Origin of the sequence: Pseudomonas baetica, assembly GCF_051216495.1 — a bacterium.
Lineage (GTDB): Bacteria > Pseudomonadota > Gammaproteobacteria > Pseudomonadales > Pseudomonadaceae > Aquipseudomonas > Aquipseudomonas baetica_B.
This window is the reverse complement of the sequence record NZ_JBPKAM010000105.1, coordinates 1-21,375: the sequence shown is the minus strand read 5'-3', so window position 1 is coordinate 21,375 and position 21,375 is coordinate 1. Positions and strand designations below refer to the sequence as shown.

Sequence of the window (21,375 nt, the reverse complement as noted above, 5' to 3'; positions counted from 1 at the left end):
CCCCCCCCCCCCCCCCCCCCCCCCCCCCCCCCCCCCCCCCCCCCCCCCCCCCCCCCCCCCCCCCCCCCCCCCCCCCCCCCCCCCCCCCCCCCCCCCCCCCACAGGGTTCAGCGGGGAGTGCAAGGCCTGCATGTATCCCACTGTATCTAACCGGCCTCTCGATACAGTCCGCCTGAACTCGACGCCACCGCCGAACACAGACCAGATACAAAGCTGCGATGAACTGTCCAGGCCGTTCCGGCGCCGTGAACCGTGGCGACCGGAACCTCTCTCTGGCCGCCTGTGCCTGCGGCCGTTCGCTTCTGCCTTCGAGGGGACCACCATGACAACGCCTGAACCCAATCTCAACGCCACGCCAGTTGATCGCCTGCGAGTCGATCATTACACCCACGGCATCATCGGCCCGAGCCAGCCGATGCTTGGCCCATTAGCTGACGGTGGCACCCTGACCACCGGGACACCGCCGGGCTGCTGGGGGCCAATGATTACCCCGGCCTTCGAGGGCGGCCATGAAGTGACGCAACCGGTGGCCATCGCCGGCGCGGAAATCGGCGATGCGGTGGCGATCAAGATCAAGCGCATGCGCGTCACCTCGCTGGCGACTTCGTCCGGGGTCATGACGTTCGTCGAGGGGCGCTACAACGGCGATCCGTTTGTCTCCAAGTTCTGCTCCAAGTGCGGTACCGAACACCCGGCCAGTCATGTCGAAGGCATCGGCGAAGAATCGATTCGCTGCAACACCTGTGGCGCCGAAGTCAGTGCGTTCCGCTTCAGCCACGGCTATGTGATCGTGTTCGATGCGCAGAACCAGGTCAGCCTGACGGTCAATCAGGACATCGCCAACCGACTGGCCGGCAACGCATCGCAGATGTCGGCGCTGCCAGAGTTCGCTGCCCAGCATTCGATCCTGTCCCTGGCCCGCGCCGACATCCCCGGCGTCGCCGCGCACATGCGTCCGTTCCTCGGCAACATCGGCACCATGCCCGCCCGTGACTTGCCCGACTCGCACAACTGCGCCGATTTCGGCCAGTACCTGATCAACGCCCCTCACCGTTTCGGCATGACCCGCGAAGAGCTGCACGCAGCCAAGACCGACGGCCACATGGACACCAACTCGATCCGCGAAGGTTGTGTGCTGATCTGTCCGGTGAAAGTACCGGGGGCCGGGGTGTACATGGGCGACATGCACGCCCAGCAAGGCAACGGCGAGATCGCCGGGCACGCCACCGATTGCTCCGGGGAAACCGAAGTGGTGGTGGAGGTGGTGAAAAACCTCAGCCTGGAAGGGCCAATCCTGCTGCAAAACCTCGATGACCTGCCGCCAATGGCACGTCCCATGAACGCCGAGCAGCGGGCCAATGTGCGTGCGCTGGGCGAGCGTTGGGGTCAGAAGGAGATCGAGCAGAGCGGCCCGATCACCTTCATCGGCAGTGGCGAGAACCTCAACCTGGCGGTGGAAAACGGCCTGCAACGCGCCGCCAATGTCACCGGTTTGCCGTATGACGAAGTGCTCAACCGCGCCACCATCACCGGTTCCATCGACATCAGTCGCTTGCCGGGCACCGTGCGCGTGACGTTCCTGTGCCCGATGGAGGTGCTGGATAGCATGGGCATCGGCCATCTGGTACGCGAGAAATACGATCTGGCGTAAAGCAAGTGAAGGGTCTGTATCACAGTGTGTATAGACCCTTCGCCGATACAAGTCCTGCCGTTTTCCGTCAGACCGCAACACAGCGGCGATACATCACCGCGATTAACTGTGTTCGTGTACTGACAACCTTGAGATCGACACCATGCAGACCCCCATCCCATCCGCGCAGGCCAGTGCCGGGCTCGGCTTGCGTCGCGGTTTAATGAAGGACCTCCAGGCCGCCCCGGCCGGTCATTTCGACTTTCTGGAAGTTGCGCCGGAGAACTGGATCGGCATCGGTGGCGCCCATGGCGCGGCGCTGCATGATCTGGCCGAGCGTTATCCGTTGTCTTGCCACGGCTTGTCCCTGTCCCTGGGCGGGCCGTCGCCGCTGGACGTCGGGTTTCTGCAAGAGGTTCGGGTGTTCCTCGATCACTACAACGTGCCGCTATACAGCGAGCACCTGAGCTACTGCAGCGATGACGGTCACCTCTACGACCTGTTGCCGTTGCCCTTTACCGAAGAAGCGGTGCACCACGTGGCCGCGCGTATCCGTCAGGCCCAGGACATCCTTGGTCGGCGCCTGGCGGTGGAAAACGTCTCTTATTACGCCGCACCGCAGCAGGACATGGACGAGGTGACCTTCACCAATGCCGTGCTGCGCGAAGCCGATTGCGACCTGTTGCTGGACGTCAACAACGTTTACGTCAACTCGATCAACCACGGCTTCGATCCGCGTACCTTCCTCGCCGGCATCGATGCGGGTCGTGTGGTGGCGATGCACATCGCCGGGCACTTCGATGAATCCGACACCTTGAAAATCGACACCCATGGCGCATCGGTCAAACCAGAGGTTTGGTCACTGTTGGCCGAAGCCTATGCCCGGTTCGGCGCACAGCCAACCTTGCTGGAGCGGGATTTCAACTTTCCGGTGTTTTCCGAACTGGTCGCTGAGTTGCAGACCATTCGCCGATTACAGGCTCAGGAGGTGAGGCGTGGCCAAGCGCTCGCTGTTTGATCAGCAAAACAACATGGGCCTGTACTTGCGTGATCCCCAGCGGTACGCGCCACCGCCGGAAATGGACCCGGCGCGGGCGCGGGTTTACCGCGAGCTGGTGTTCAATAATCTGTCGTCGTTGATCAGCGGCACTTTTCCGGTACTGGTGAAGATTCTTGGGGAAAAACGTTGGCGGGAGCTGGTGCGGATCTTCCTGCGGGACTACCGGGCCCACACGCCGAAATTCGGTGAGATCGCCGAGGAGTTTGTCGAATTTCTCGCCTCGGAACCTGCTGCGCTGAACGATGGGTCGTGGCCGCCATTCATGGTGGAACTGGCGCACTACGAATGGGTGGAAATGGCCCTGCAACAATCCGAAGCCGAGCCGTTGGCACCCAGCGATGCGGACGCGTTGCTGGATCGTCCGTTGCGGGTGTCGCCACTGGCCTGGCCGTTGGCATATGCCTGGCCGGTGCATTTGGTTGGACCGGATTTCCAGCCGGACGCAGCGCCGGAGCAACCGACGTTGCTGCTGGTGCGCAGGGCCGAAGACTGGAGCGTGAAGTTTTCTGCGTTGACGCCGTTGGCGTGGCGGTTGTTGCAGCGCATCGGCGAGTTTCCCGAGTTGAGCGGGCGTGAGCAGTTGCAAGGGCTGGCGGTGGAGGCGGGGGCGACCGGGTCGCGGGAATTTTTCGATAACGGTTGGGCGCTGTTGCGGCAGATGCATGGGGAAGGGGTGGTCGGTGTGATTTTCTGAGTAAGCACATTACCTGTGGGAGCGAGCCTGCTCGCGATGACGGAGTGTCAGGCGACATCAATGTTGAATGTGCCGACCTCTTCGCGAGCAGGCTCGCTCCCACAGGGGAGAATTACCGTTAACTCAAACAGAGTAGAAATACCGGGTGAGGTGAAAGAAAATCGGCGCCGCAAAACAAATCGAGTCCATCCGGTCGAGCATGCCGCCGTGGCCCTTGATCATGGTGCCCCAGTCCTTGGCGCTCAGGCTGCGCTTGATCGCCGACATGACCAGGCCGCCGAGAAAACCCATCACCACGATGACCAGGGACATCAGTAGCGATTGCCAGAAACTGAAAGGCGTCATCCAGAACATGCAGCCGCCGATCAGCGTGGCGGATAATCCGCCCCCCACCAGGCCTTCCACGGTTTTCGACGGGCTCACCAGGGGTGCGACCTTGCGCTTGCCGAACAGCTTGCCGAAGACGTACTGCAACACATCGCTCATCTGGACCACGAACACCAGGTAGAACAGCAGCAGCGCGTTCTGGCCGGTGAACCCTAGCAGATCCAGCAGCAGAAGAGCCGGTGCGTGACTGATGCAATAGATGCAGATCATCACACCCCACTGGATCTTTGCCGTGCGTTCCAGGAAGGCATCGGTGTCCTGGCTCAACACGGCAATCGCCGGCAACAGCAGGAAGGCATACACCGGGATCAGCAGGGTGAACATCGAATACCAGTGCGTACCGATCAGCAGGTATTGCAACGGAATCAGGATAAAGAACGCCGAAAACAATGCGTTGTGGTCGCCCAGGGTCGTCGGGGTCAGGGTGATGAATTCCCTGAGGGCGAACAGGGAGATGAAGCCGAACAGCACCACTGTTGCATTCGGCCCCAGTAACCAGGACACGAAGAAGATGATCACCATGCCCCACCAGGCGTTCACCCGTTGGTTGAGGTTTTCGATGGTGGCGATAGAGCTTTCGCTCGTGGCCCGCTTGGCCAGTACCCGGCCGACGATGGACGCGACGGCCAGCAGGCAGGCGATGGCGGCAAAGAACCACAGGAATTTTTCTTCAAGACTCATTTCGACAGCCTCACGATGGCGTCACGCGCCCGCTCCAGGAACAGCTGTTTTTCCTCACCCTCAATCCTTGGCAGTGGATCGCCAATGCGGATCGTGCAGATGATCGGCAGGGGGACGTGCTTGCCCTTGGGCATGGAGCGATGCATGTTTTCCAGGTAGATGGGCACCAGGTCGACATCGGGAAACGACTCGCTCAGGCGAAACAACCCGGATTTGAAGGGCCCCGGCAGTGCCTGCGTCGAGCGCGTGCCTTCGGGGAAAATGATGATCGAATGGCCGGCCCGCACCACATCGAAAATCGGTTCCAGCACATTGGTCTCGGGTGCCGGGTTGCGCTCGATCAGGACCGCGTTGAGTCCTCGCTGGGAGATATACGAGAGAAAGCGGTTCTTGCCCCAGTAGTCGGCGGCGGCGACCGGTTTGACATTGACCCTGGCTTCCGGGGGCAGGGCCGCGATGATCGCCAGGGTGTCCATGTGGCTGGTGTGGTTGGCAAAGTAGATGCGCTGGCGCGTGAGGTCCGGCGGGCTTTCCCAGCGGGCGGTGACGCCAATCAACAATCGCAGCACCGCGATCAGGGCATTACTGATCCACATGGCCGGCCTCCTTCAGTTGCCGGGAGATCGCCAGGGTTCGGGTGACACAGGTGGCAGCAGCACCGAGGGCGATGACGATCAGCGTCAACAGCAGCAGGTAATGCGTGCCATACACGTTGGCTTCGATGGCGTTCAGTACAAGTCCTGCAGTCATCAATGCCATCCGATGCTGCTTGGCCATCGGCCCCATGAAATTCTGTTTCAGCCCGATCGAACCTCCGAACACCCGGACATAAGCCGTCAGCGCGGCGGCCAGTGCGGCAAACCAGCCTAGCTGTGGCTGCGCAATGGCATAGCCGAGCCCGACGATCAGCAAGGTGTCGGCAATGCGGTCGGGGAACTCGTTGTACAGGCTGCCGATGGCCGATTGCTTCCCGCCCTCGATGGCCACCATGCCGTCGAAGAGATTGCACAGCAGGCGCAACTGAATGCAGGCGGCGCAGCAGATCGAGCCGATGACGCCGTTATCGACATTCAATGCAAGGGCGCCGGCCAGCGCGAAGAACACGCTGGCGATGGAGATCTGATTGGGGGAAATATTGCGTTTGACCAGCAGGTCGGTGATGCGTTTGGCCCAGCCCGCAGAGCGCGCCTTGATCGGCCTTCTGTTGTCTTCCATTGGTCGGTATTCCATTACTTGGGTTTCACTCAGCGTATATGCAATGGGCGGTTTAACAGGGTTTAAATCCACCGGGTGAAATACTAGCAATGGAATAAACAAATTGATGTCGGGCGTTTCCCACAAGTTCTGGCGCGTGACCCTACGGCGGCCAAATCTGTACGTTTGTCCCACCTGTTGCCCTCGTGGAACACCGGTAAAACATTGAAATTTATTTGCTCGAACCCCGAAAAAAAACTCAAGCCTGGCCGATACAACTCACAGGCGCGCACAAACCTATTACAACAGTGGCGCCAGGCTGATCAGCTGTGCGCCCACGCCAGCCGGTCAGTGATTTCGGCAAGGATGCTCGTCGCCTCAACCACCCGAGAGTCATCCTATGTCCTTGCGTAACCTGAACATCGCGCCTCGAGCTTTCCTGGGTTTTGCCTTCATTGCCCTGCTGGTCATCGTGCTGGGAGTGTTTGCCGTCAATCGCATGTCGATCATTCGCCAGGCCTCGATCGATATGGGTTCGACACAGCTACCCAGCGTCGGCTTTCTTGGCAACATGACGGAAAACGTCCTGCGCATGCGCATCCTCTCGTTCCGTATCCTGGTCAATCGTGAGCCGGCCGCGTTGCAGGAAGCCCAGGCCCGCATCACCGTCCTGAACGATAATCTGCGCAGCGCCCAGGCCAGCTACGCCGCCTTGCCCGCCCAGCCGGAGGAGGCCGCGCTGTACAAGACCTTTACCGCCACCCTCGACAACTACATGCAAGCGCAGAGTCAGATGATGGAGCTGTCGCGCGCGAACAAGCTCGATGAAATGCGCAGCCTGATCAATTCGCGAATCAAGGACGGCACCGATCAGATGGGTGAACAGCTCAATAAACTGGTGGCGCTCAATAACAGTTATTCAAAGGCCGCGCTGACAGAGGCGGGCGAGCAATACAACACTGCCGTCACCGGCATCATCGTCGTGGCGGTGATCGCGGCGCTGATGACCGTGTTGTTGGCCTTGCTGCTGACCCGCAGCATCGTTACGCCACTGAACCGTGCACTGCAAGCGGCGCGAACCATCGCCGACGGCAATTTGAGCAATGTCATCGAGGTCGACGGCAAGGATGAGCCGGCGCGGTTGCTCGGTGCCTTGTCGACCATGCAGGCCAGCCTGCGCAACACCATCGAACAGATCGCCGGTTCCGCCACGCAACTGGGGGCTGCCGCCGAAGAACTCAGCGCCGTGACCCAGGATGCTTCCCGGGGTCTGCAACAACAGAACAACGAGATTGAACAGGCCGCCACGGCCGTCAACGAAATGACCGCCGCCGTGGAAGAAGTGGCGCGCAATGCGGTGTCGACCTCCGAAGCCTCGAACCAGTCGACCCAAGCCGCCCGCGAAGGTCGCGACCGCGTGGTGGAAACCGTCGACGCGATCCAGACCATGACCCACGACGTGCACAACACGTCGCTGATGATCGAAGGTCTGGCGGCTCAGGGACGCGAAATCGGCACGGTGCTGGACGTGATCCGCGCCATTGCCGAGCAAACCAACCTGTTGGCGTTGAACGCTGCGATCGAAGCCGCCCGTGCCGGTGAGGCCGGACGCGGTTTTGCCGTGGTCGCCGATGAGGTGCGGGCGCTGGCTCACCGTACGGCGCAGTCGACCCAGGAAATCGAAAAGATGGTCGCCGGCATCCAGAACGGCACCGGTGAGGCTGTCGCGTCGATGCAGCAAAGCAATCAACGCACCCACAGCACCCTGGAAATCGCCCGTGCCGCAGGCGTGGCCCTGGAGCAGATCACGCAGTCGATCCACCTGATCAACGAGCGCAACCTGGTGATCGCCAGCGCATCGGAGGAGCAGGCCCAGGTGTCCCGCGAAGTCGACCGCAACCTGGTGAACATCCGCGACCTCGCCAGCCAATCGGCTGCCGGCGCCAATCAGACCAGCGTCGCCAGCCATGAACTGTCGGGGCTGGCGGTGAATCTGAATGCGCTGGTGTCGCGTTTTGTCATTTGAGGGTGAAGGGTTGGTGGTGGGGTTTCTTGTGGCCGCCTGACCGAACACATTCTTAATTGTGGGAGCGAGCCTGCTCGCGAAGGCGCAGTGTCAGACAACAACGATGTTGACTGTGCTGACCTCTTCGCGAGCAGGCTCGCTCCCACAGTTTGTTTTATCCCCGCAGTTTGAGCTCGGCGCACAAACCGCCGCCTTCGCGATTGCTCAAGGTCAGCGACCCGCCGAGGGCCAACGCCAGTTGCTGCGCAATCGCCAGGCCCAGGCCGGTGCCGCCGGTGCTGCGGTTACGCGAGTTTTCCACGCGGTAGAACGGCTCCATGACCTGGGCCAGTTCCGCTTCGGCAATGCCCGGGCCACGGTCCATGACCTTCACCGACACGCTGCCATCGGCATTTTTTTGCACCTGCAATTCTGCTGCGCCCGCGAACTTGAGGGCGTTGTCCGTCAGGTTCACCAGTACCCGGCGCAAGGCATGGGGACGGGTGTCAATGACGCTGGCGCTTTTGCCGCTCAGTTGAACGTCCTTGCCGACGTCCTGGTAGTCGAACACCAGGCTGTCGAGGAACGAGTCCAGGTCGGTGCGACGGCTTTCCTCCGTGGCACCATGGACGCTGCGGGCATAGGCCACGCCTTCGCGCACCAGGTGTTCCATCTCGCCCAAGTCGCTCCAGAGTTTGTCTTTTTCCACGCAATCGTCCATGAACTCGGCGCGCAGTTTCATCCGGGTGATCGGCGTTTGCAGGTCGTGGGAGATCGCCGCCAGCAGTTGCATGCGCTCCTTGAGGTAGGCGGCGATGCGCGCCTGCATGGCGTTGAAGGCCTTGGCTGCATGGGCCACTTCAGTCGGGCCTTTCTCATCCAGCAGCACCGGGTGGGTATTGGGATCGAGGGTGTCGACGGCTTCGGCGAGGCGGGTGAGGGGGCGGATGGCGATCCGCACGGCCAGCCAGGTGCAGGCGATCATCAGGGCCAGTTGTCCGAGCAACACGAAGGGCAGCCAGGGTGACAGCGGCACCATCGAAGGTCGCACGTCGATGGTCACCGGGCTACCGTCCGCCAGTTTCAGGTGGACCTGAAAGCGTTTCTGCGGGCCGGGAATGTCGGTCACGGTCATCGGGTATTCCATGCCGATGGCGTCCTTGATCGAACTCACCGCGATGGGGGCCGTGGGCATGTTCATGTCCATGGAGGTGCCTGGCGAACCTTCATCCAGCAGATAGCGGTAATTGCGTCGGTCCAGTTGTTTGAGCCAACCGGCACGCTCCTCGGCAGGCAAGCGGTCGAGGATGGCGATGGAGGTCGACACGTCGGTTTCCAGGTTGCCGAGCATGGTGTTTTTCGAGCTTTCGTATCGCTCGTAGTACTGCGCACCAAAGGACAGCGCCTGGGCGAGGATCAGTCCAATCAGGAAGATCAGCGACAGCCGTGAAGCCAGGGTGCGGGGCCAACGCATCGAGAGATTCATGCTGGCGCCCCCACGATTTCCACCGGTAGCGAGAACACATAGCCCTCGCTGCGCACTGTCTTGATGTAGGCCGGTTCGCGGGCGTCGTCCAGCAGACGCTGACGCAGGCGGCTGACCAGCAGGTCTATGGAACGGTCGAACAGGTCGGCGTCGCGGCCCTGGGTCAGGTTGAGCAACTGATCGCGGTTGAGTACCCGTTGCGGGTGATCGAGGAACACCCGCAACAAACGGTATTCGGCGCCACTGAGGGCGACCATGGTGCCGTCGCCATCGAGCAGGTGGCGGGCGGAGGTGTCCAGGCGCCAGCGTCCGAAGCCCAGCAAGCGACTGCTTTCGGTCACCACCAGGTTCGGCGGTAGCATCCGCGTGCGGCGCAGCACGGCGTTGATGCGAGCGAGCAGTTCACGGGCGGCGAATGGCTTGACCAGATAATCGTCGGCCCCCATTTCCAGGCCGATGATCCGGTCGGTTTCATCGTTGCGCGCGGTGAGCATCAGGATCGGGGTGGCCTTGTGCTTGCCGGCGCGCAGCTCGCGGCAGAGCGTCAGGCCATCGTCGCCGGGCATCATGATGTCCATGACGATCAGGTCTACCGGGGTGGACTCGAGGAATGTACGCATCTGCCGACCATCCGCCACGACCGTCGTGCGCAAGCCGTTCTTCTTCAGATAGTTGCCCACCAGCTCCCGGATCTCGCGGTCATCGTCAACGATGAGAATGTGATCGACGTGTTCCATGGGGACGTGCCTCTGAAATGGGGGATGGCGCACAGTCTATCGAGCCTGGGACTACATGCCTTCGAGCGTTTGTATTGCAGTGTATCTGGCTTGTCCGAGGATACACACGGACAAAAAAACCTGAATTTTCCGCGGGTTTGTATCGCTCTGTATCCCGGCCCGGTTCTGATACGTACCGATTTACACGCGGTTTTTCCCGACACATACGGGATACCTCACGAGCTTTTAATAGGTTCCATCGAGGCAAACCCAAACCGCCTCGGACCAATGTGCAAATACCTATTGAAACCCCGAGGAGATCGCCATGAACACCAAAGCCATCGTCGCCGCTTGCCTGTTTGCCGCGCTGAACATCTGCACCTTGTCGGCCCGTGCCGAAGCCGATGTCAATGAAAAAACCTACACCTACGGCACGCAACTGGACATCAAGAAAGTGGTGTCGCTGAAACAGGACCCTTCGGTTTCCTGCGGGGTGGTGGATGCGCAGCTGACCTACCTGGACTCGCAGAGCAAAACCCAGGTCCTGGACTACCGGAAAATTGCCGACAACTGCGGCTCGGACAACTGAGTCCTTCGATTACATCCCTTTAAAAGCGAGGAACACATCATGAACAACGTCAGCCGATTCCTGACCGCTATTGCCTTCTCCGTCGCCGGTGCGGCGGCCCATGCCAACGCCGCCGTCGAGCAAAGCGCTTGCGGCAGCAGCACCTGCTTCCAACTGACGCCGGTGGCGAAGCAGGGGGCCGATGCCTTGTTCGCCGAAAACGGCTCCAGCCGTACGACCCAGGGTAAGTGGCTGGACGAGCAAACCGCGTAAAGCCCCAACAACACCGATCCAATGTGGGAGCGAGCCTGCTCGCGAAGACGGCGGCACATGCAACGTCAATGCGACGGTCAGACCGCTTTCGCGAGCAGGCTCGCTCCCACAGGGGACGGTGTGAATGCCTCCCGACATTTTCAAAGGTGATCCCATGTTCCTCATCGCTTTCCTGGGCGGCATATTGACCGTCCTCAGCCCATGCATCCTGCCAGTGGTGCCGTTCCTGTTCGCCGGTGCCGACCGCAAGCGTTCATCGATCCTGCTCACCCTGGTCGGCATGGCCCTGACCTTTGCCCTGGTCTCCAGCCTGGCCGTGGTCAGCAGCGAGTGGGTGATTCAAGCCAGCAATGCCGGCCGCCATGTTGCCCTGATCGTGATGGTGCTGTTTGCCCTGTCGCTGATCTCCGCGCGGGTTGGGGACTGGCTGACGCGTCCGTTCGTTGCGCTGGGCAATCGTATTGACCCCAACAGCAGCAAGGTTTCCGGTCCCCTGGGTTCGCTGATGATCGGCATTGCTACCGGCCTGCTCTGGGCGCCTTGCGCCGGGCCGATCCTCGGGGTGATCCTCACCGGTGCCATGCTGCAAGGGGCGAACGCCGGCACCAGTCTGTTGCTGGTGGCCTACGGTCTGGGCAGCGCGCTGTCCCTGGGTGTGCTGATCTTCGCCGGTCGCGGCCTGGTCAATCGCCTGAAACCGTCGATTCCGGTGACAGGCTGGCTGCGTCGCGGCGCCGGTGTCGCGGTACTGGCCGGTGCGGCGGTGATCTCCACCGGTGCCGACAACGTGCTGCTGGCCAGCACCTCCTCGGAAACCGTGGGCAAGGTCGAGAAAGGCGTGCTGGAAACCGTACCGAAAGTCGTCGACTACTTCGTCAGCAAGGTTAAGGCCGACTCCATGGACAACGCCCAGGGTGCCATGCCGTCGCTGGCCGGCGCCGTGGAATGGATCAACTCGCCGGCACTGAGCAACCAATCGCTCAAGGGCAAAGTGGTGCTGGTGGATTTCTGGACTTTCGATTGCATCAACTGCAAACACACACTGCCGTATGTGAAGGACTGGGCGAAGAAATACGAGAAGGACGGCCTGGTGGTGATCGGCGTGCACACGCCGGAGTACGGGTTCGAACGCATCATCGACAACGTCAGGGACAAGGTGAAGGAATACGGCATCACCTACCCGGTAGCGATCGACAACAACTATGCGATCTGGCGCAACTTCGACAACCAGTACTGGCCGGCGCACTACCTGATCGACGCCAAGGGGCAGGTGCGTTTCACTCACTTCGGTGAAGGCCGCTACGATGATCAGGAACGGATGATCCAGCAGTTGCTGGAAGAGGCCAAGGCCACCGCTCCTGCCGCGTAATCAATGCACCGACGCTGCCTGCGTACGCCGCCACGCCGCTGGCGGCGTTCCATACTCGCGCCGAAACGCCCGACTGAACGCCGTGTCGGTCTGGTAGCCCACTTCCTCGGCGATGCGGATCAATGAACTGTTGCTGCTGCGTAACAGGTTGGCCGCCAGCAACATGCGCCACTGTGTCAGGTACTGCATCGGCGACACCCCGACCAATTGCTGGAAGCGTTCGGCCAATACTGATCTGGACGTGCCGGCGGTGCGCGCCAGTTCATCCAGGGTCCAGGCGTGGCAGGGTTTTTTGTGCAAGGCGTTAAGGGCGGCGCCGACGATCCGGTCGCTCACGCCCGCCAGCCAACCGGTGCGGCCCTTGCCCTGTTCGTGCATGTACAGGCGCAGCACTTCGATGAACAGCACCTCGGCCAGTTTCGCCAGCACGCCTTCGCCGCCGGGTCTTGGCGAGCGGGCTTCGGCCAGGGCGTAACGCACGGAAGACTCCAGCCAGATACCGGCCGGCGAGCCGCGTACATTGACCCGCACCACCGACGGCAAGCCGGTCAGCAACATGCCCGCCAACCGGGTGTCGCAAGCCAGATAACCGCACACCAGCCGCGTCACCGCGCCGCCACCGCCGTAGCTCAACTGTCGTGGCCGCCGCGCCAGGACCTTATCCAAACGCCCGCCTGTGGCCGGGGGCAATCCGGGTTGGGAACTCATGCGATGGGCATCGCCGTGGGGGAACACCACAACATCGCCAGCGGTCAGCTGCAGCGGCGGATCATCCCCTAGTTCGACGTAACACTCGCCCTCGGTGATCAGGTGAAAGATCACCACCCGCTCGGCGTTCGGCTCCAGAAACGGTGCGGCGGTGTCGGCACTTGGCGACTGGTAGCACCAAGGCGCGGTGAACCTGGCGTTGATGAAAATGGCGCCGACCAGGCGCACCACACGAAGGGTCTGTGACAGGGCGTCCATAGCATTTTTCCGTGCAAGGGACTGTGGGTGAAGAACTGATTGTGAGCCTGTCGCCGCCAGGCATGGAATCTCCGGACGATCGGACAGTCTTGGCCGACGATCGGGCAGGACGGCAACCTGCGCCAGAGCGATAGTTCGCCTACAGGGCCACTGCCGACCCTGCCATCAATAAAAAGAATGAGAGGTTGCCATGCCGAAGTTCGTCATTGAACGCGAGATACCAGGTGCTGGAACACTGTCAGAAAGGGATTTGAAAGCGGCGTCGCAAAAGTCCTGCAGGACCTTGCGCGAGTTGCCAGAGGTGCAGTGGCTGCAGAGTTATGTCACCGGTGACAAGCTCTACTGCGTTTACATTGCGCCCAGCGAAGAGCAGATCAAGGAGCACGCCCGGCAGAGCGGTTTTCCGGCCAATCGCATCTCCCAAGTCACGTCCATCATCGATCCGACCACGGCAGAATAAGCCGGGCTGCGTTCCAGACCGCAACGGAGCGGAATTCATGAGTACACCCATTGATCTGACTGCCTTGAAAAACCGTCAAATGGCCGCCTGGGCCAGTGGCGACTATGCCGTGATCGGCACCACGTTGCAGATTGTCGGCGAGCAACTGGCCGAGGCCTGCGACCTGTTGTGCGATGAGCAAGTGCTCGACGTCGCCGCCGGCAACGGCAATGCCACGCTGGCCGCAGCGCGCCGGGGCTGCCTGGTCACCTCCACCGACTATGTGGCTGCACTGCTTGAACGCGGCGAAGACCGGGCGAGGGCCGAACACCTCAACGTTACGTTTAAAGTGGCCGATGCCGAAGCGCTGCCCTTTGCCGACGCCAGTTTCGATGCCGTACTGTCGACCTTCGGCGTGATGTTCACGCCGGACCAGTCCAAGGCGGCCGCCGAGTTGGCACGGGTCTGTCGCCCTGGAGGGCGGATTGGCCTGGCCAATTGGACGCCGGAAGGATTCGTCGGCCAGATGTTCAAGACCCTGGGCAAGCACATGCCGCCACCCCCCGGCGCGCAATCACCCTCGCAGTGGGGCACCGAAGCCTGGCTGCACACGCATTTCGACGAACGCGAGTTCCTGGTACAGGTGGCGCGCAAGACCTTCACCTTCCGTTATCGCAACGCCGCGCACTTCATCGACACCTTCCGCAGCTGGTACGGTCCGGTGCACAAGGCGTTCGCGGCACTGCCGGCGGATGGCGCCAGGGCCCTGGAAAGCGACATGACCGAACTGCTGAACCGCTCGAACCGGGCAGGGGACAGGTCGCTGGTGGTGCCGAGCGAGTATCTGGAGGTGGTGATCACACGGCGTTGACCTGACAACCCAGTGCTCTCCTGTGGGAGCGAGCTCGCTCGCGAATACGGTGTGTCAGTCACCTCATCTATGGCTGATACTCCGCCTTCGCGAGCAGGCTCGCTCCCACAAGGGCACTTTGTTTCTAACAAAATCACTCATCCAGTCGCTCCGTGTAAACCACCCAGACACTGCACGGCATCTTGTACAGCAGGTGCTCCACCGTGCTGCCGATCAGCCGTCCCATGCCACGATGGCCGAGGCGGCCCATGACGATCACGTCGACGTCATAGGCCTGGGCATAGCGGGTCAGGACCCTGGTCGGGCTGCCCATGATCATGTGTCGCTGCGGCGCTGCGATGCCGTTGCGTTCGGCCAGTTCGTTGAAGGCTTCCAGCTGTGCGTCATACAGCGTCTTGTTCCTGGTCGAGGAAAAGAAGGCCGAGCCGTTATCGAAGCCGAATTCGTCGGCACTGATGGACGAAAGATCGTACGCGTAGACCGCATCGAGTTCGGCGTTGCAGGCACTGGCCAGTTTCGAGGCTTCATGCAGGATGCGGTCGTTGAAGCTTTTGTATTGGTCATCGCGATGGAAAGGGTCGACGGCGGCGACGATTTTGCGTGGCAGGGCGTTAACCGCGTGGCTGACGAAGTGCAAAGGCACCGGACACTCGCGCAGCAGGTGAATATCCAGCGGGGTGAAGAGCAAACGTGACAGACGTGATTGGTGTTCCAGTGCCTTGATCAGCACGTCCATCGGCTGTTCCTTGAGGTGAATCAGGATTTCTTCCAGCGGGTTCTCCACCCACGTCACTTCGGTGGTGACGTGCACACCGATCTTGCGCAGGGGCCGGGCCTGGTCCTCGAGCCATTGGCGGTGGCGATCGACGTAGCCCAGGCGCATCTGTTCCAGCGCCTGTTCATTGACCATGCCGGCCGTGGCCAGGCCTTCCAGATAATCGAACGCCACGATGTGCAGCGCCGCGTCTTCAGCCTTGGCCAGCGCCGCCGCCCGATCGAAGGCGGGGCTGTGTTCCATCAGCGGCGAGGTGACCAGCATGAAGCGTGATTGCTCGGACATGACAAACCTCCCGGGGCGTTCGGCTTGTTAAGTATTGACCATGATTTGCGGCCGTTTGAGCCGGTTATCGGCAGTCTCTGGCAACACACAAAACCCATGTGGGATGAGTTTTAAATGATCTTCGCGCCCCGCGCCTCCAGCAATTCGCGCAACACCGAACGATGACAATGGCTTTCTACTTCGCAGTAACAGCCAAGCGCGAACGATGTCTGGTGGGAAAGCGCCGCCAGAAGATCCAGCATCTGGCTGGCCGCCGGGTGTTTCATTTCCGCCTTGAACTTGCGCACGAACACGGACCAGGCCTTGGGGTCCTGAGCCGCCAGTGCTTCGGCAACCAGGTCCGCGCTGGGGGACAGCAGTGGTTGCCAGACATCGTAGAAATCCCGCGTGGCGAACTCGGCCTTGGGTACACCGCGGGGTGGGCGGCGCACGGTGCCCAGGCGCAGGCCTTCGTCGGGTTGGCGAGGGGAGCCCAAGCGCACGATATGGATAGGCATGGCGTTACTTGAGCCGCGATTCGTCGAACCATTCCAGCGCGGTACGCCAGAAGCATATCCCCAGAAAGTAAGCCGACATCAGCAGCCACAGCCCCATTACCAACGGATTGATCACCGGGTGGTTGATCACCAGCGACAGGCTGCACAGCAGCCAGATGGCGGTCACGGCAATGTTGATCGGCATGAAGCGGCGCACGCGGAACGGGTGCAGGAATTTCATCCGGGTCAGTGTCAGCAGCGCCAGGCCGATCACCGTCAGGAAAGTGATCCACGGCGATGGCGCGATGATGTACAGGCACAGGGCAACCACGTTCCACGCGGCGGGGAAGCCCTGGAAGTAGTTGTCCTTGCTCTTCATGTTGACGTTGCAGAAGCAGAACAGCGACGACACCAGAATCAGCGACACGGTCAGCAGCAGCGTGTATTCGGGCAACGGAATGTAGCGATAGATAAACAGGGCCGGGATGAACACATACGTCAGGTAGTCGATGACCAGGTCGAGGATCGAACCGTCGAAACTCGGTAGCACCGACTGCACATTGACCTTGCGCGCCAACGCGCCGTCCAGCCCGTCGACGATCAACGCCACGCCCAGCCACAGCAGGCAAGTGGTCGGCTGGTTATCGAGCAGGGCGAGGGTCGCCAGGAACGCGGTGACCACGCCGGTGGCGGTAAAACCATGGGCGCCCCATGCTTTGAGTCTGGCGATGTGTAGGGTCGTTATCATGGGGGCGCTCTCCAGAAAGTGAAGCAAGCCAGTCATCGCCCTCGCATCGAAGGCGGCGGCAAACCGGGTCGGGTTGCAGGTATCGACCGGGTATCCGGGAATAAGGTTCACCACCTATGAATCTTAGCTGGGCCGTAAAAAAAGGCCCCGGATAAAATCCGGGGCCCGTGTTGTTATCTGGTTCGATCCGCCCGGCGGTTTATAGCGCCGCTTCTGGATTACGCCCGAACACCCGGTTGTATTCGGCCTTGGCGGTCTGTTCGGTAAATTCTCCCGACCACTTGGACACCACCACCGTCGCCACGCTGTTACCGATGGTATTGCACGTGGCAATGGCCATCGACATGAAGCGGTATACCCCGAACAGCAGCGCCAAGCCTTCAACCGGCAGTACGCCGATGGCGGTCACCGTCGCGGCAAACACCACGAAACTGCCGCCCGACACTGCCGCCGCGCCCTTGGATGTCACCAGCATGATGGCTATGGTGCCCAGCTGTTGCTCCCAGCTCATCGGTACACCGTAGGCATTGGCGATGAACAGCACGCAGAGCGACATATAGATGGAGGTGCCGTCGAGGTTGAAGGCATAGCCGGTGGGCAAGACCAGGCCGACGCTTTGCTTGGAGCAACCGAACTTTTCCAGCTTCTGCAGCAGTCGAGGCAGGGCGCTTTCCGAGGATGCCGTGCCTAGCACTATGAAAATTTCATCCTTGATGTACTTCAGGAATCGCCACAGGCTGAATCCGGAAATGCGACAGACCGCGCCCAGCACTACGAAGATGAAGAACGCCACGCAGACATAGAACATCAGCACCAGATTGGCCAGTGACATCAGCACCGCGCTGCCATTGCTGCCCACGGCGTAGGCCACGGAACCGAATGCGCCGAGCGGGGCGAACTTCATGATCAGGTTGATGAACTCGAAAAAGCATTCCGAAACCCGGCTCAAGCCATCTTCGATAACACTGCGTCGCTCGGGTTTTAGCCCCAGCAGGGCAAAGCCGAACAGCACCGAGATCACCAATACTTGCAGCAGTTGGCCACCGGCAAATGCACCGACGAAGTTGTCTGGAAAAATCCCGTAGATAAAGTCCATGGTCGACGCCGGTGCGTGACCTTTGGCAACCGCCGCACTGGCGGCTGCTGCCGTGGCGCTGCTGGGGTGGGCGTCATGCATGCCCGAGCCGATGTTCAACAGGTTGCCCCACAGCAGGCCGATGGCCAGGGCAATGGTGGAGACGATTTCGAAATAGATCAGCGCGCGCAAGCCGACCTTGCCGACCCGCTTGATGTCGCCGGCGGAGGCGATGCCGTGGACCACGGTGAAAAACACCAGCGGCGCGACGGCGGTCTTGATCAGTTTGAGGAAGATATCGCCGAGGATCTTGAATTTGGCGGCCAGTTCCGGCGCCAGAAAGCCGAAGGCAATACCCAGGACCATGGCGGCAATGACCTGGAATGTCAGGTCCTTGTAGAACGGTTTTTTGTTGAGGGTGGTCATGTCTGCGATCTCGTTGTTGTTATTGGCGAGCGGTAGGCAGAAGGGCTCGCTCGTGGGCGAGCCCCGCAACGATCAGCGTTTGACGCGACCCTCGCGAGCGAGGGCGATATCGACCATCTGCGGCGCAAGGCCCAGATAATTGGACGGGTCAGTAAGGCGCTTGAGCTCCTCGATATCCAGTTGCGCGGTGGCTTCGCCCTGTGCGAGCAGAGCGTCGAGCAGACTGGTGCCTTCATCGTTGGCCATGCGGCAGGCGGCATAGACCACATCATGAGCGACCTGACGGCCCAGCGCGGGTGCCAGACCCATCATGACCGCTTCGGCAACGATCAGGCCCTGGGTCATGTCGAGGTTCTTGCGCATGCGCTCGGTACGCACTTCCAGCCCGGCCAGCATGAACTTCGCTTGGCCAAGTGACGCTGCGCTCAAGGCGAACGCCTCGGGAATCGCGATCCATTCGGCCTGCCATGGACCCGTGGAGCGTTCGAAGTCCTGGATCATCGCGTCGAGCATCAGGCCGGCTTGCTGGCGTACACCTTTGGCGGCGGCGTACATCAATTCGCAGGAAATCGGGTTGCGCTTCTGCGGCATGGTGCTGCTGGCACCGCGGCCCTTGACGAAGGGTTCGTATACTTCGCCCAGTTCACTGGTCATCATCATCATGACGTCCAGGGCAATCTTGCCCAGCGACCCCGTGACCAGCCCGAGGAAGTTCAGGGTTTCGGCCAGACCGTCGCGGGCGACATGCCAGGTGGCTTGCGGCACGCCCAGGCCCAGTTCGGCCATCAGCGCTTCCTGCACTTCCAGACCCTTGTCGCCCAAAGAGGCCAATGTACCTGCCGCACCGGCGAACTGGCCGATTTCCACCCGTGGTCGCAATTCCACCAAGCGTTCGGCGTGACGGTCGAACATGCTCAGCCATACCGCGCATTTATAGCCAAAGGTGATCGGCAGTGCGTGTTGCAAGTGGGTACGACCAGCCATCGGCGTGTCCCGATAACGCTTGGCCAAATCGGCCAGCAAGCCGCGCACGGCCTGGATGTCGCGCTCGACAATCGCCAGTGCGGCACGGACTTGCAGGACCACGGCGGTGTCCATGATGTCCTGGGTGGTGGCACCCCAGTGCACGTAGCGCCCGGCCTCGCCACAGGTTTTCGACAATTGTTCCACCAGCGGCAGGATCGGATAACCGACGATTTCGGTCTCGTGCTGCATCAGCGCCAGATCAAGTGACCCGTAGGTGGCCCGTTGCGCGATCTGCTCGGCAGCATCGGCAGGAATCACGCCGCAACGGGCTTCGGCGCGGGCCAGCGCCACTTCCACTTCGATGTAGCGTTCGATCAGGGCTTTGTCGGAAAACACGCCGCGCATCTCGGCGGTGCCGAACATGTCGCGAAAGAGGGCGGAATCGAAGACGGTGCTGGACATGAGTTGATCCTGATATGTTTGTTATTGATCGGACATATTTAATATGTCCGTACATAATTCTTACGTGCCCACTGATACACTGTCAACTCGGTGAACGTTCGGGACTGATGAAAGGTATGAACCAGACGCGCTATGCGGTCGTTGCAAAAGACTTGATGGAGGGCATTTCCAGCGGGCGCTACCCGGTGGGGAGCCTGTTGCCTACGGAATTCGAGCTGTGCGAGCTGTATGACGTGAGCCGACATACGGTGCGTGCGGCCATTACCCAATTGCAGAACCAGGGACTGGTTTCCCGGCGCAAAAGGGTGGGTACGCGGGTGGAGGCAGCGTCACCCCAAGGGGGCTATTCGCAATCGCTGGCTTCGGTATCGGACCTGGTTCACCTGGCTGAAACCCAGATACGCAGCATTCAGCATGTGCACCACTTCGTCGCCGACATCGCCCAGGCCCGGCGCCTGGGGCTGGAGCCGGGCGAGCATTATTTTTGTGTGTCGAGCATTCGGGTCGATCAGCAAAACGCCCGCGCGCCGCTGTGCTGGACCGATGTCTATGCCCAGGACATCTACGCCGAAGTCATCGAACTGGCCGAACAACACCCGGACGAACTGATTGCTGCACTGATCGAGCAGCATTTCGCCCGGACCATCGACGTGGTGGATCAGCAAGTGCGCGCCGTTCTGCTGACCCCCGATATTGCCAAGAGTTTGAATGCAGAACCCGGTTCACCGGGCTTGAACATCATCCGCCAATACCGGGATGAGGACGGCGCGTTGATGGTGGTGTCGGAAACCACCCATCCCGAGGACCGTTTTACCCTCGTGACCCAGATGAAACGCGAGCGCACAACGGCCTAGCGCAAGGGTTTGCAACGATGGCATTGCGGGCCGGCCAAACGGTGCTGGCGCAATTGCTGGCGAGGACTATCGTTGCCTGACGGATTACTCCCTTCGATGAGGACGTCGTCATGAACACCAGCGATCTGCTCGAACAATTACTGCGGGGCGGCCAGGGCTCCATGTCGCAACAGGGCGGCGGGATGTCGGCTCAGGGCGGGCTCGGCGATCTGGGCGGCTTGCTCGGTGGCCTGCTCGGTGGTGGTGCTGGCGGATCCAGCGCCGGAGGCGGTGGAATGGGCGGTCTGGGTGGGTTGCTCGGCGGCTTGCTGGGTGGAGGCTCGCCGATGGGCGGTTCACCTCAATCGCGTTCCGGTGGCGGGGCCAATTATGCGGCGCTCGCTTCGCTGGGGATGATGGCGTTCCAGGCCTATCAGTCGTGGCAACGTAGCCAGGCCACGCAGCAGCAACAGGCACCACAACAGGCCATGCGCACCGTGGACATGCTGGCAGGTCCCGAAGTGGAAGAACACAGCCATGCGATCCTTCGAGCCTTGATCGCGGCGGCCAAGGCCGATGGTCGGTTTGATGACGCTGAAAAGCAGATGATCAATGCCGAAATCGCCCGCCACACCGACGACCCGCAACTGCAACAATGGCTCGATGAGGAAGTCGCCAAGCCACTGGACCCTGCCGACGTGGCGCAATCGGCGACTGACCAAGGCATGGCCGCCGAAATGTACCTGGCCAGTGTGATGCTGGTGGGCGATCAGCAGGGTGCCGAACGCAGCTACCTGGATGAGTTGGCGGCGGCGCTGCAGATAGAACCGGATTTGCAGGTGCATCTGGAGCAGCAGGCGAGGGGTGGTGCTTGACCGATTTGGCTGCATTCCGTGCTGTAGGGGGGGGGGGGGGGGGGGGGGGGGGGGGGGGGTGAGGGGGAAAAAAAAAAGAGGAAAAAGGGAAAGAAGGGAAGGAAAAGAAGGGGGG

General features: G+C 61.2%; 22 protein-coding genes. 11 read left to right on the top strand and 11 right to left on the bottom strand.

The genetic code is table 11. The features are described 5' to 3' along the window. The first annotated feature begins 322 nt into the window (after window positions 1-322). The 3 genes from ACSFE6_RS26260 to ACSFE6_RS26250 all read left to right on the top strand — a co-directional run bounded on the left by ACSFE6_RS26260 (window position 323) and on the right by ACSFE6_RS26250 (window position 3,384). Window positions 323-1,651: an acetamidase/formamidase family protein gene (locus tag ACSFE6_RS26260; RefSeq protein WP_435430319.1), complete on the top strand. Its 1,329-nt coding sequence runs from the start codon at window positions 323-325 to the stop codon at window positions 1,649-1,651. Window positions 1,652-1,793: 142 nt separating this feature from the next. Continuing rightward, window positions 1,794-2,648 carry an HvfB family MNIO-type RiPP peptide maturase gene (locus tag ACSFE6_RS26255; protein WP_435430318.1) on the top strand — a complete coding sequence of 285 codons (855 nt, stop codon included), beginning with the start codon at window positions 1,794-1,796 and terminating at the stop codon, window positions 2,646-2,648. Further along, complete coding sequence (locus ACSFE6_RS26250; protein ID WP_435430317.1) at window positions 2,626-3,384, top strand: HvfC family RiPP maturation protein; 759 nt, start codon at window positions 2,626-2,628, stop codon at window positions 3,382-3,384. The genes ACSFE6_RS26255 and ACSFE6_RS26250 overlap by 23 nt, the downstream gene beginning before the upstream one ends. 123 nt (window positions 3,385-3,507) lie before the next feature. Here ACSFE6_RS26250 and ACSFE6_RS26245 read toward each other — a convergent pair whose 3' ends face one another. From ACSFE6_RS26245 to ACSFE6_RS26235, 3 genes are read right to left on the bottom strand one after another with little or no spacing between them, the layout of a single operon-like run. Next, window positions 3,508-4,452: a phosphatidate cytidylyltransferase gene (locus ACSFE6_RS26245; protein ID WP_435430316.1), complete on the bottom strand. Its 945-nt coding sequence runs from the start codon at window positions 4,450-4,452 to the stop codon at window positions 3,508-3,510. Further along, window positions 4,449-5,048, bottom strand: coding sequence for a lysophospholipid acyltransferase family protein (locus ACSFE6_RS26240; RefSeq protein WP_435430315.1), 600 nt, complete (start codon window positions 5,046-5,048; stop codon window positions 4,449-4,451). Before ACSFE6_RS26240 ends, ACSFE6_RS26245 begins: the two co-directional genes overlap by 4 nt. Further along, the gene (locus ACSFE6_RS26235) at window positions 5,035-5,667 is read right to left on the bottom strand and encodes a CDP-alcohol phosphatidyltransferase family protein (protein WP_435430314.1); all 633 of its coding nucleotides are present in this window, start codon (window positions 5,665-5,667) and stop codon (window positions 5,035-5,037) included. The genes ACSFE6_RS26240 and ACSFE6_RS26235 overlap by 14 nt, the downstream gene beginning before the upstream one ends. Before the next feature lie 379 nt (window positions 5,668-6,046). Here ACSFE6_RS26235 and ACSFE6_RS26230 point away from each other — a divergent pair, with 379 nt between their 5' ends. Further along, window positions 6,047-7,672: a methyl-accepting chemotaxis protein gene (locus tag ACSFE6_RS26230; protein ID WP_435430313.1), complete on the top strand. Its 1,626-nt coding sequence runs from the start codon at window positions 6,047-6,049 to the stop codon at window positions 7,670-7,672. A 154-nt stretch (window positions 7,673-7,826) separates the two neighbouring features. Here ACSFE6_RS26230 and ACSFE6_RS26225 read toward each other — a convergent pair whose 3' ends face one another. Continuing rightward, entirely contained in the window at window positions 7,827-9,137 is a 1,311-nt protein-coding gene (locus ACSFE6_RS26225; protein ID WP_435430312.1) for an ATP-binding protein, read from the bottom strand. Beyond that, on the bottom strand, window positions 9,134-9,874 hold the full coding sequence (locus tag ACSFE6_RS26220; RefSeq protein ID WP_435430311.1) for a response regulator: 741 nt from the start codon (window positions 9,872-9,874) through the stop codon (window positions 9,134-9,136). Before ACSFE6_RS26220 ends, ACSFE6_RS26225 begins: the two co-directional genes overlap by 4 nt. Before the next feature lie 304 nt (window positions 9,875-10,178). On the opposite strand from ACSFE6_RS26220, the gene ACSFE6_RS26215 reads away from it, so the two are divergent. The 3 genes from ACSFE6_RS26215 to ACSFE6_RS26205 all read left to right on the top strand — a co-directional run bounded on the left by ACSFE6_RS26215 (window position 10,179) and on the right by ACSFE6_RS26205 (window position 12,063). Beyond that, complete coding sequence (locus tag ACSFE6_RS26215) at window positions 10,179-10,442, top strand: DUF2790 domain-containing protein (RefSeq protein WP_435430310.1); 264 nt, start codon at window positions 10,179-10,181, stop codon at window positions 10,440-10,442. 39 nt (window positions 10,443-10,481) lie between these two features. After that, window positions 10,482-10,694, top strand: a complete 213-nt coding sequence (locus ACSFE6_RS26210; protein ID WP_435430309.1) for a hypothetical protein — start codon at window positions 10,482-10,484, stop codon at window positions 10,692-10,694. 154 nt (window positions 10,695-10,848) lie between these two features. After that, on the top strand, window positions 10,849-12,063 hold the full coding sequence (locus tag ACSFE6_RS26205) for a cytochrome c biogenesis protein DipZ (RefSeq protein ID WP_435430308.1): 1,215 nt from the start codon (window positions 10,849-10,851) through the stop codon (window positions 12,061-12,063). On the opposite strand, the gene ACSFE6_RS26200 is transcribed toward ACSFE6_RS26205, so the two are convergent. Continuing rightward, on the bottom strand, window positions 12,064-13,029 hold the full coding sequence (locus ACSFE6_RS26200) for an AraC family transcriptional regulator (protein WP_435430307.1): 966 nt from the start codon (window positions 13,027-13,029) through the stop codon (window positions 12,064-12,066). Between the two features lie 190 nt (window positions 13,030-13,219). Between ACSFE6_RS26200 and ACSFE6_RS26195 the strand changes: the two genes are divergently transcribed. Together ACSFE6_RS26195 and ACSFE6_RS26190 are read left to right on the top strand one after the other, a co-directional pair. Then, a complete protein-coding gene (locus ACSFE6_RS26195; RefSeq protein ID WP_433735930.1) occupies window positions 13,220-13,489 on the top strand; it encodes a DUF4242 domain-containing protein in 270 nt (89 codons plus the stop codon). Window positions 13,490-13,526: 37 nt separating this feature from the next. Beyond that, window positions 13,527-14,339: a class I SAM-dependent methyltransferase gene (locus ACSFE6_RS26190; protein ID WP_435430306.1), complete on the top strand. Its 813-nt coding sequence runs from the start codon at window positions 13,527-13,529 to the stop codon at window positions 14,337-14,339. Between the two features lie 133 nt (window positions 14,340-14,472). On the opposite strand, the gene ACSFE6_RS26185 is transcribed toward ACSFE6_RS26190, so the two are convergent. The 5 genes from ACSFE6_RS26185 to ACSFE6_RS26165 form a co-directional block, all read right to left on the bottom strand. Continuing rightward, a complete protein-coding gene (locus tag ACSFE6_RS26185) occupies window positions 14,473-15,399 on the bottom strand; it encodes a universal stress protein (RefSeq protein ID WP_435430305.1) in 927 nt (308 codons plus the stop codon). Between the two features lie 110 nt (window positions 15,400-15,509). Next, window positions 15,510-15,896, bottom strand: coding sequence for a DUF488 domain-containing protein (locus ACSFE6_RS26180; RefSeq protein ID WP_435430304.1), 387 nt, complete (start codon window positions 15,894-15,896; stop codon window positions 15,510-15,512). A 4-nt stretch (window positions 15,897-15,900) separates the two neighbouring features. Next, the gene (gene pcsA, locus ACSFE6_RS26175; RefSeq protein ID WP_433735926.1) at window positions 15,901-16,623 is read right to left on the bottom strand and encodes a phosphatidylcholine synthase; all 723 of its coding nucleotides are present in this window, start codon (window positions 16,621-16,623) and stop codon (window positions 15,901-15,903) included. A gap of 199 nt (window positions 16,624-16,822) precedes the next feature. After that, window positions 16,823-18,124, bottom strand: a complete 1,302-nt coding sequence (gene dctA / locus ACSFE6_RS26170) for a C4-dicarboxylate transporter DctA (RefSeq protein ID WP_435430303.1) — start codon at window positions 18,122-18,124, stop codon at window positions 16,823-16,825. 72 nt (window positions 18,125-18,196) lie between these two features. Continuing rightward, complete coding sequence (locus tag ACSFE6_RS26165) at window positions 18,197-19,552, bottom strand: class-II fumarase/aspartase family protein (protein WP_435430302.1); 1,356 nt, start codon at window positions 19,550-19,552, stop codon at window positions 18,197-18,199. Between the two features lie 116 nt (window positions 19,553-19,668). Here ACSFE6_RS26165 and ACSFE6_RS26160 point away from each other — a divergent pair, with 116 nt between their 5' ends. Both ACSFE6_RS26160 and ACSFE6_RS26155 read left to right on the top strand, forming a co-directional pair. Further along, on the top strand, window positions 19,669-20,406 hold the full coding sequence (locus ACSFE6_RS26160) for a GntR family transcriptional regulator (RefSeq protein WP_435430301.1): 738 nt from the start codon (window positions 19,669-19,671) through the stop codon (window positions 20,404-20,406). Window positions 20,407-20,516: 110 nt separating this feature from the next. Then, the gene (locus ACSFE6_RS26155; protein WP_435430300.1) at window positions 20,517-21,260 is read left to right on the top strand and encodes a tellurite resistance TerB family protein; all 744 of its coding nucleotides are present in this window, start codon (window positions 20,517-20,519) and stop codon (window positions 21,258-21,260) included. Window positions 21,261-21,375: the final 115 nt, after the last annotated feature.

Excerpts from the sequence above, each read along its gene's own strand:
- ACSFE6_RS26260 (WP_435430319.1), top strand. The coding sequence starts at position 323 with ATGACAACGCCTGAACCCAATCTCAACGCCACGCCAGTTGATCGCCTG.
- ACSFE6_RS26255 (WP_435430318.1), top strand. The coding sequence starts at position 1,794 with ATGCAGACCCCCATCCCATCCGCGCAGGCCAGTGCCGGGCTCGGCTTG.
- ACSFE6_RS26245 (WP_435430316.1), bottom strand. The coding sequence starts at position 4,452 with ATGAGTCTTGAAGAAAAATTCCTGTGGTTCTTTGCCGCCATCGCCTGC.
- ACSFE6_RS26240 (WP_435430315.1), bottom strand. The coding sequence starts at position 5,048 with ATGTGGATCAGTAATGCCCTGATCGCGGTGCTGCGATTGTTGATTGGC.
- ACSFE6_RS26235 (WP_435430314.1), bottom strand. The coding sequence starts at position 5,667 with ATGGAAGACAACAGAAGGCCGATCAAGGCGCGCTCTGCGGGCTGGGCC.
- ACSFE6_RS26230 (WP_435430313.1), top strand. The coding sequence starts at position 6,047 with ATGTCCTTGCGTAACCTGAACATCGCGCCTCGAGCTTTCCTGGGTTTT.
- ACSFE6_RS26225 (WP_435430312.1), bottom strand. The coding sequence starts at position 9,137 with ATGAATCTCTCGATGCGTTGGCCCCGCACCCTGGCTTCACGGCTGTCG.
- ACSFE6_RS26220 (WP_435430311.1), bottom strand. The coding sequence starts at position 9,874 with ATGGAACACGTCGATCACATTCTCATCGTTGACGATGACCGCGAGATC.
- ACSFE6_RS26215 (WP_435430310.1), top strand. The coding sequence starts at position 10,179 with ATGAACACCAAAGCCATCGTCGCCGCTTGCCTGTTTGCCGCGCTGAAC.
- ACSFE6_RS26210 (WP_435430309.1), top strand. The coding sequence starts at position 10,482 with ATGAACAACGTCAGCCGATTCCTGACCGCTATTGCCTTCTCCGTCGCC.
- ACSFE6_RS26205 (WP_435430308.1), top strand. The coding sequence starts at position 10,849 with ATGTTCCTCATCGCTTTCCTGGGCGGCATATTGACCGTCCTCAGCCCA.
- ACSFE6_RS26200 (WP_435430307.1), bottom strand. The coding sequence starts at position 13,029 with ATGGACGCCCTGTCACAGACCCTTCGTGTGGTGCGCCTGGTCGGCGCC.
- ACSFE6_RS26195 (WP_433735930.1), top strand. The coding sequence starts at position 13,220 with ATGCCGAAGTTCGTCATTGAACGCGAGATACCAGGTGCTGGAACACTG.
- ACSFE6_RS26190 (WP_435430306.1), top strand. The coding sequence starts at position 13,527 with ATGAGTACACCCATTGATCTGACTGCCTTGAAAAACCGTCAAATGGCC.
- ACSFE6_RS26185 (WP_435430305.1), bottom strand. The coding sequence starts at position 15,399 with ATGTCCGAGCAATCACGCTTCATGCTGGTCACCTCGCCGCTGATGGAA.
- ACSFE6_RS26180 (WP_435430304.1), bottom strand. The coding sequence starts at position 15,896 with ATGCCTATCCATATCGTGCGCTTGGGCTCCCCTCGCCAACCCGACGAA.
- pcsA (WP_433735926.1), bottom strand. The coding sequence starts at position 16,623 with ATGATAACGACCCTACACATCGCCAGACTCAAAGCATGGGGCGCCCAT.
- dctA (WP_435430303.1), bottom strand. The coding sequence starts at position 18,124 with ATGACCACCCTCAACAAAAAACCGTTCTACAAGGACCTGACATTCCAG.
- ACSFE6_RS26165 (WP_435430302.1), bottom strand. The coding sequence starts at position 19,552 with ATGTCCAGCACCGTCTTCGATTCCGCCCTCTTTCGCGACATGTTCGGC.
- ACSFE6_RS26160 (WP_435430301.1), top strand. The coding sequence starts at position 19,669 with ATGAACCAGACGCGCTATGCGGTCGTTGCAAAAGACTTGATGGAGGGC.
- ACSFE6_RS26155 (WP_435430300.1), top strand. The coding sequence starts at position 20,517 with ATGAACACCAGCGATCTGCTCGAACAATTACTGCGGGGCGGCCAGGGC.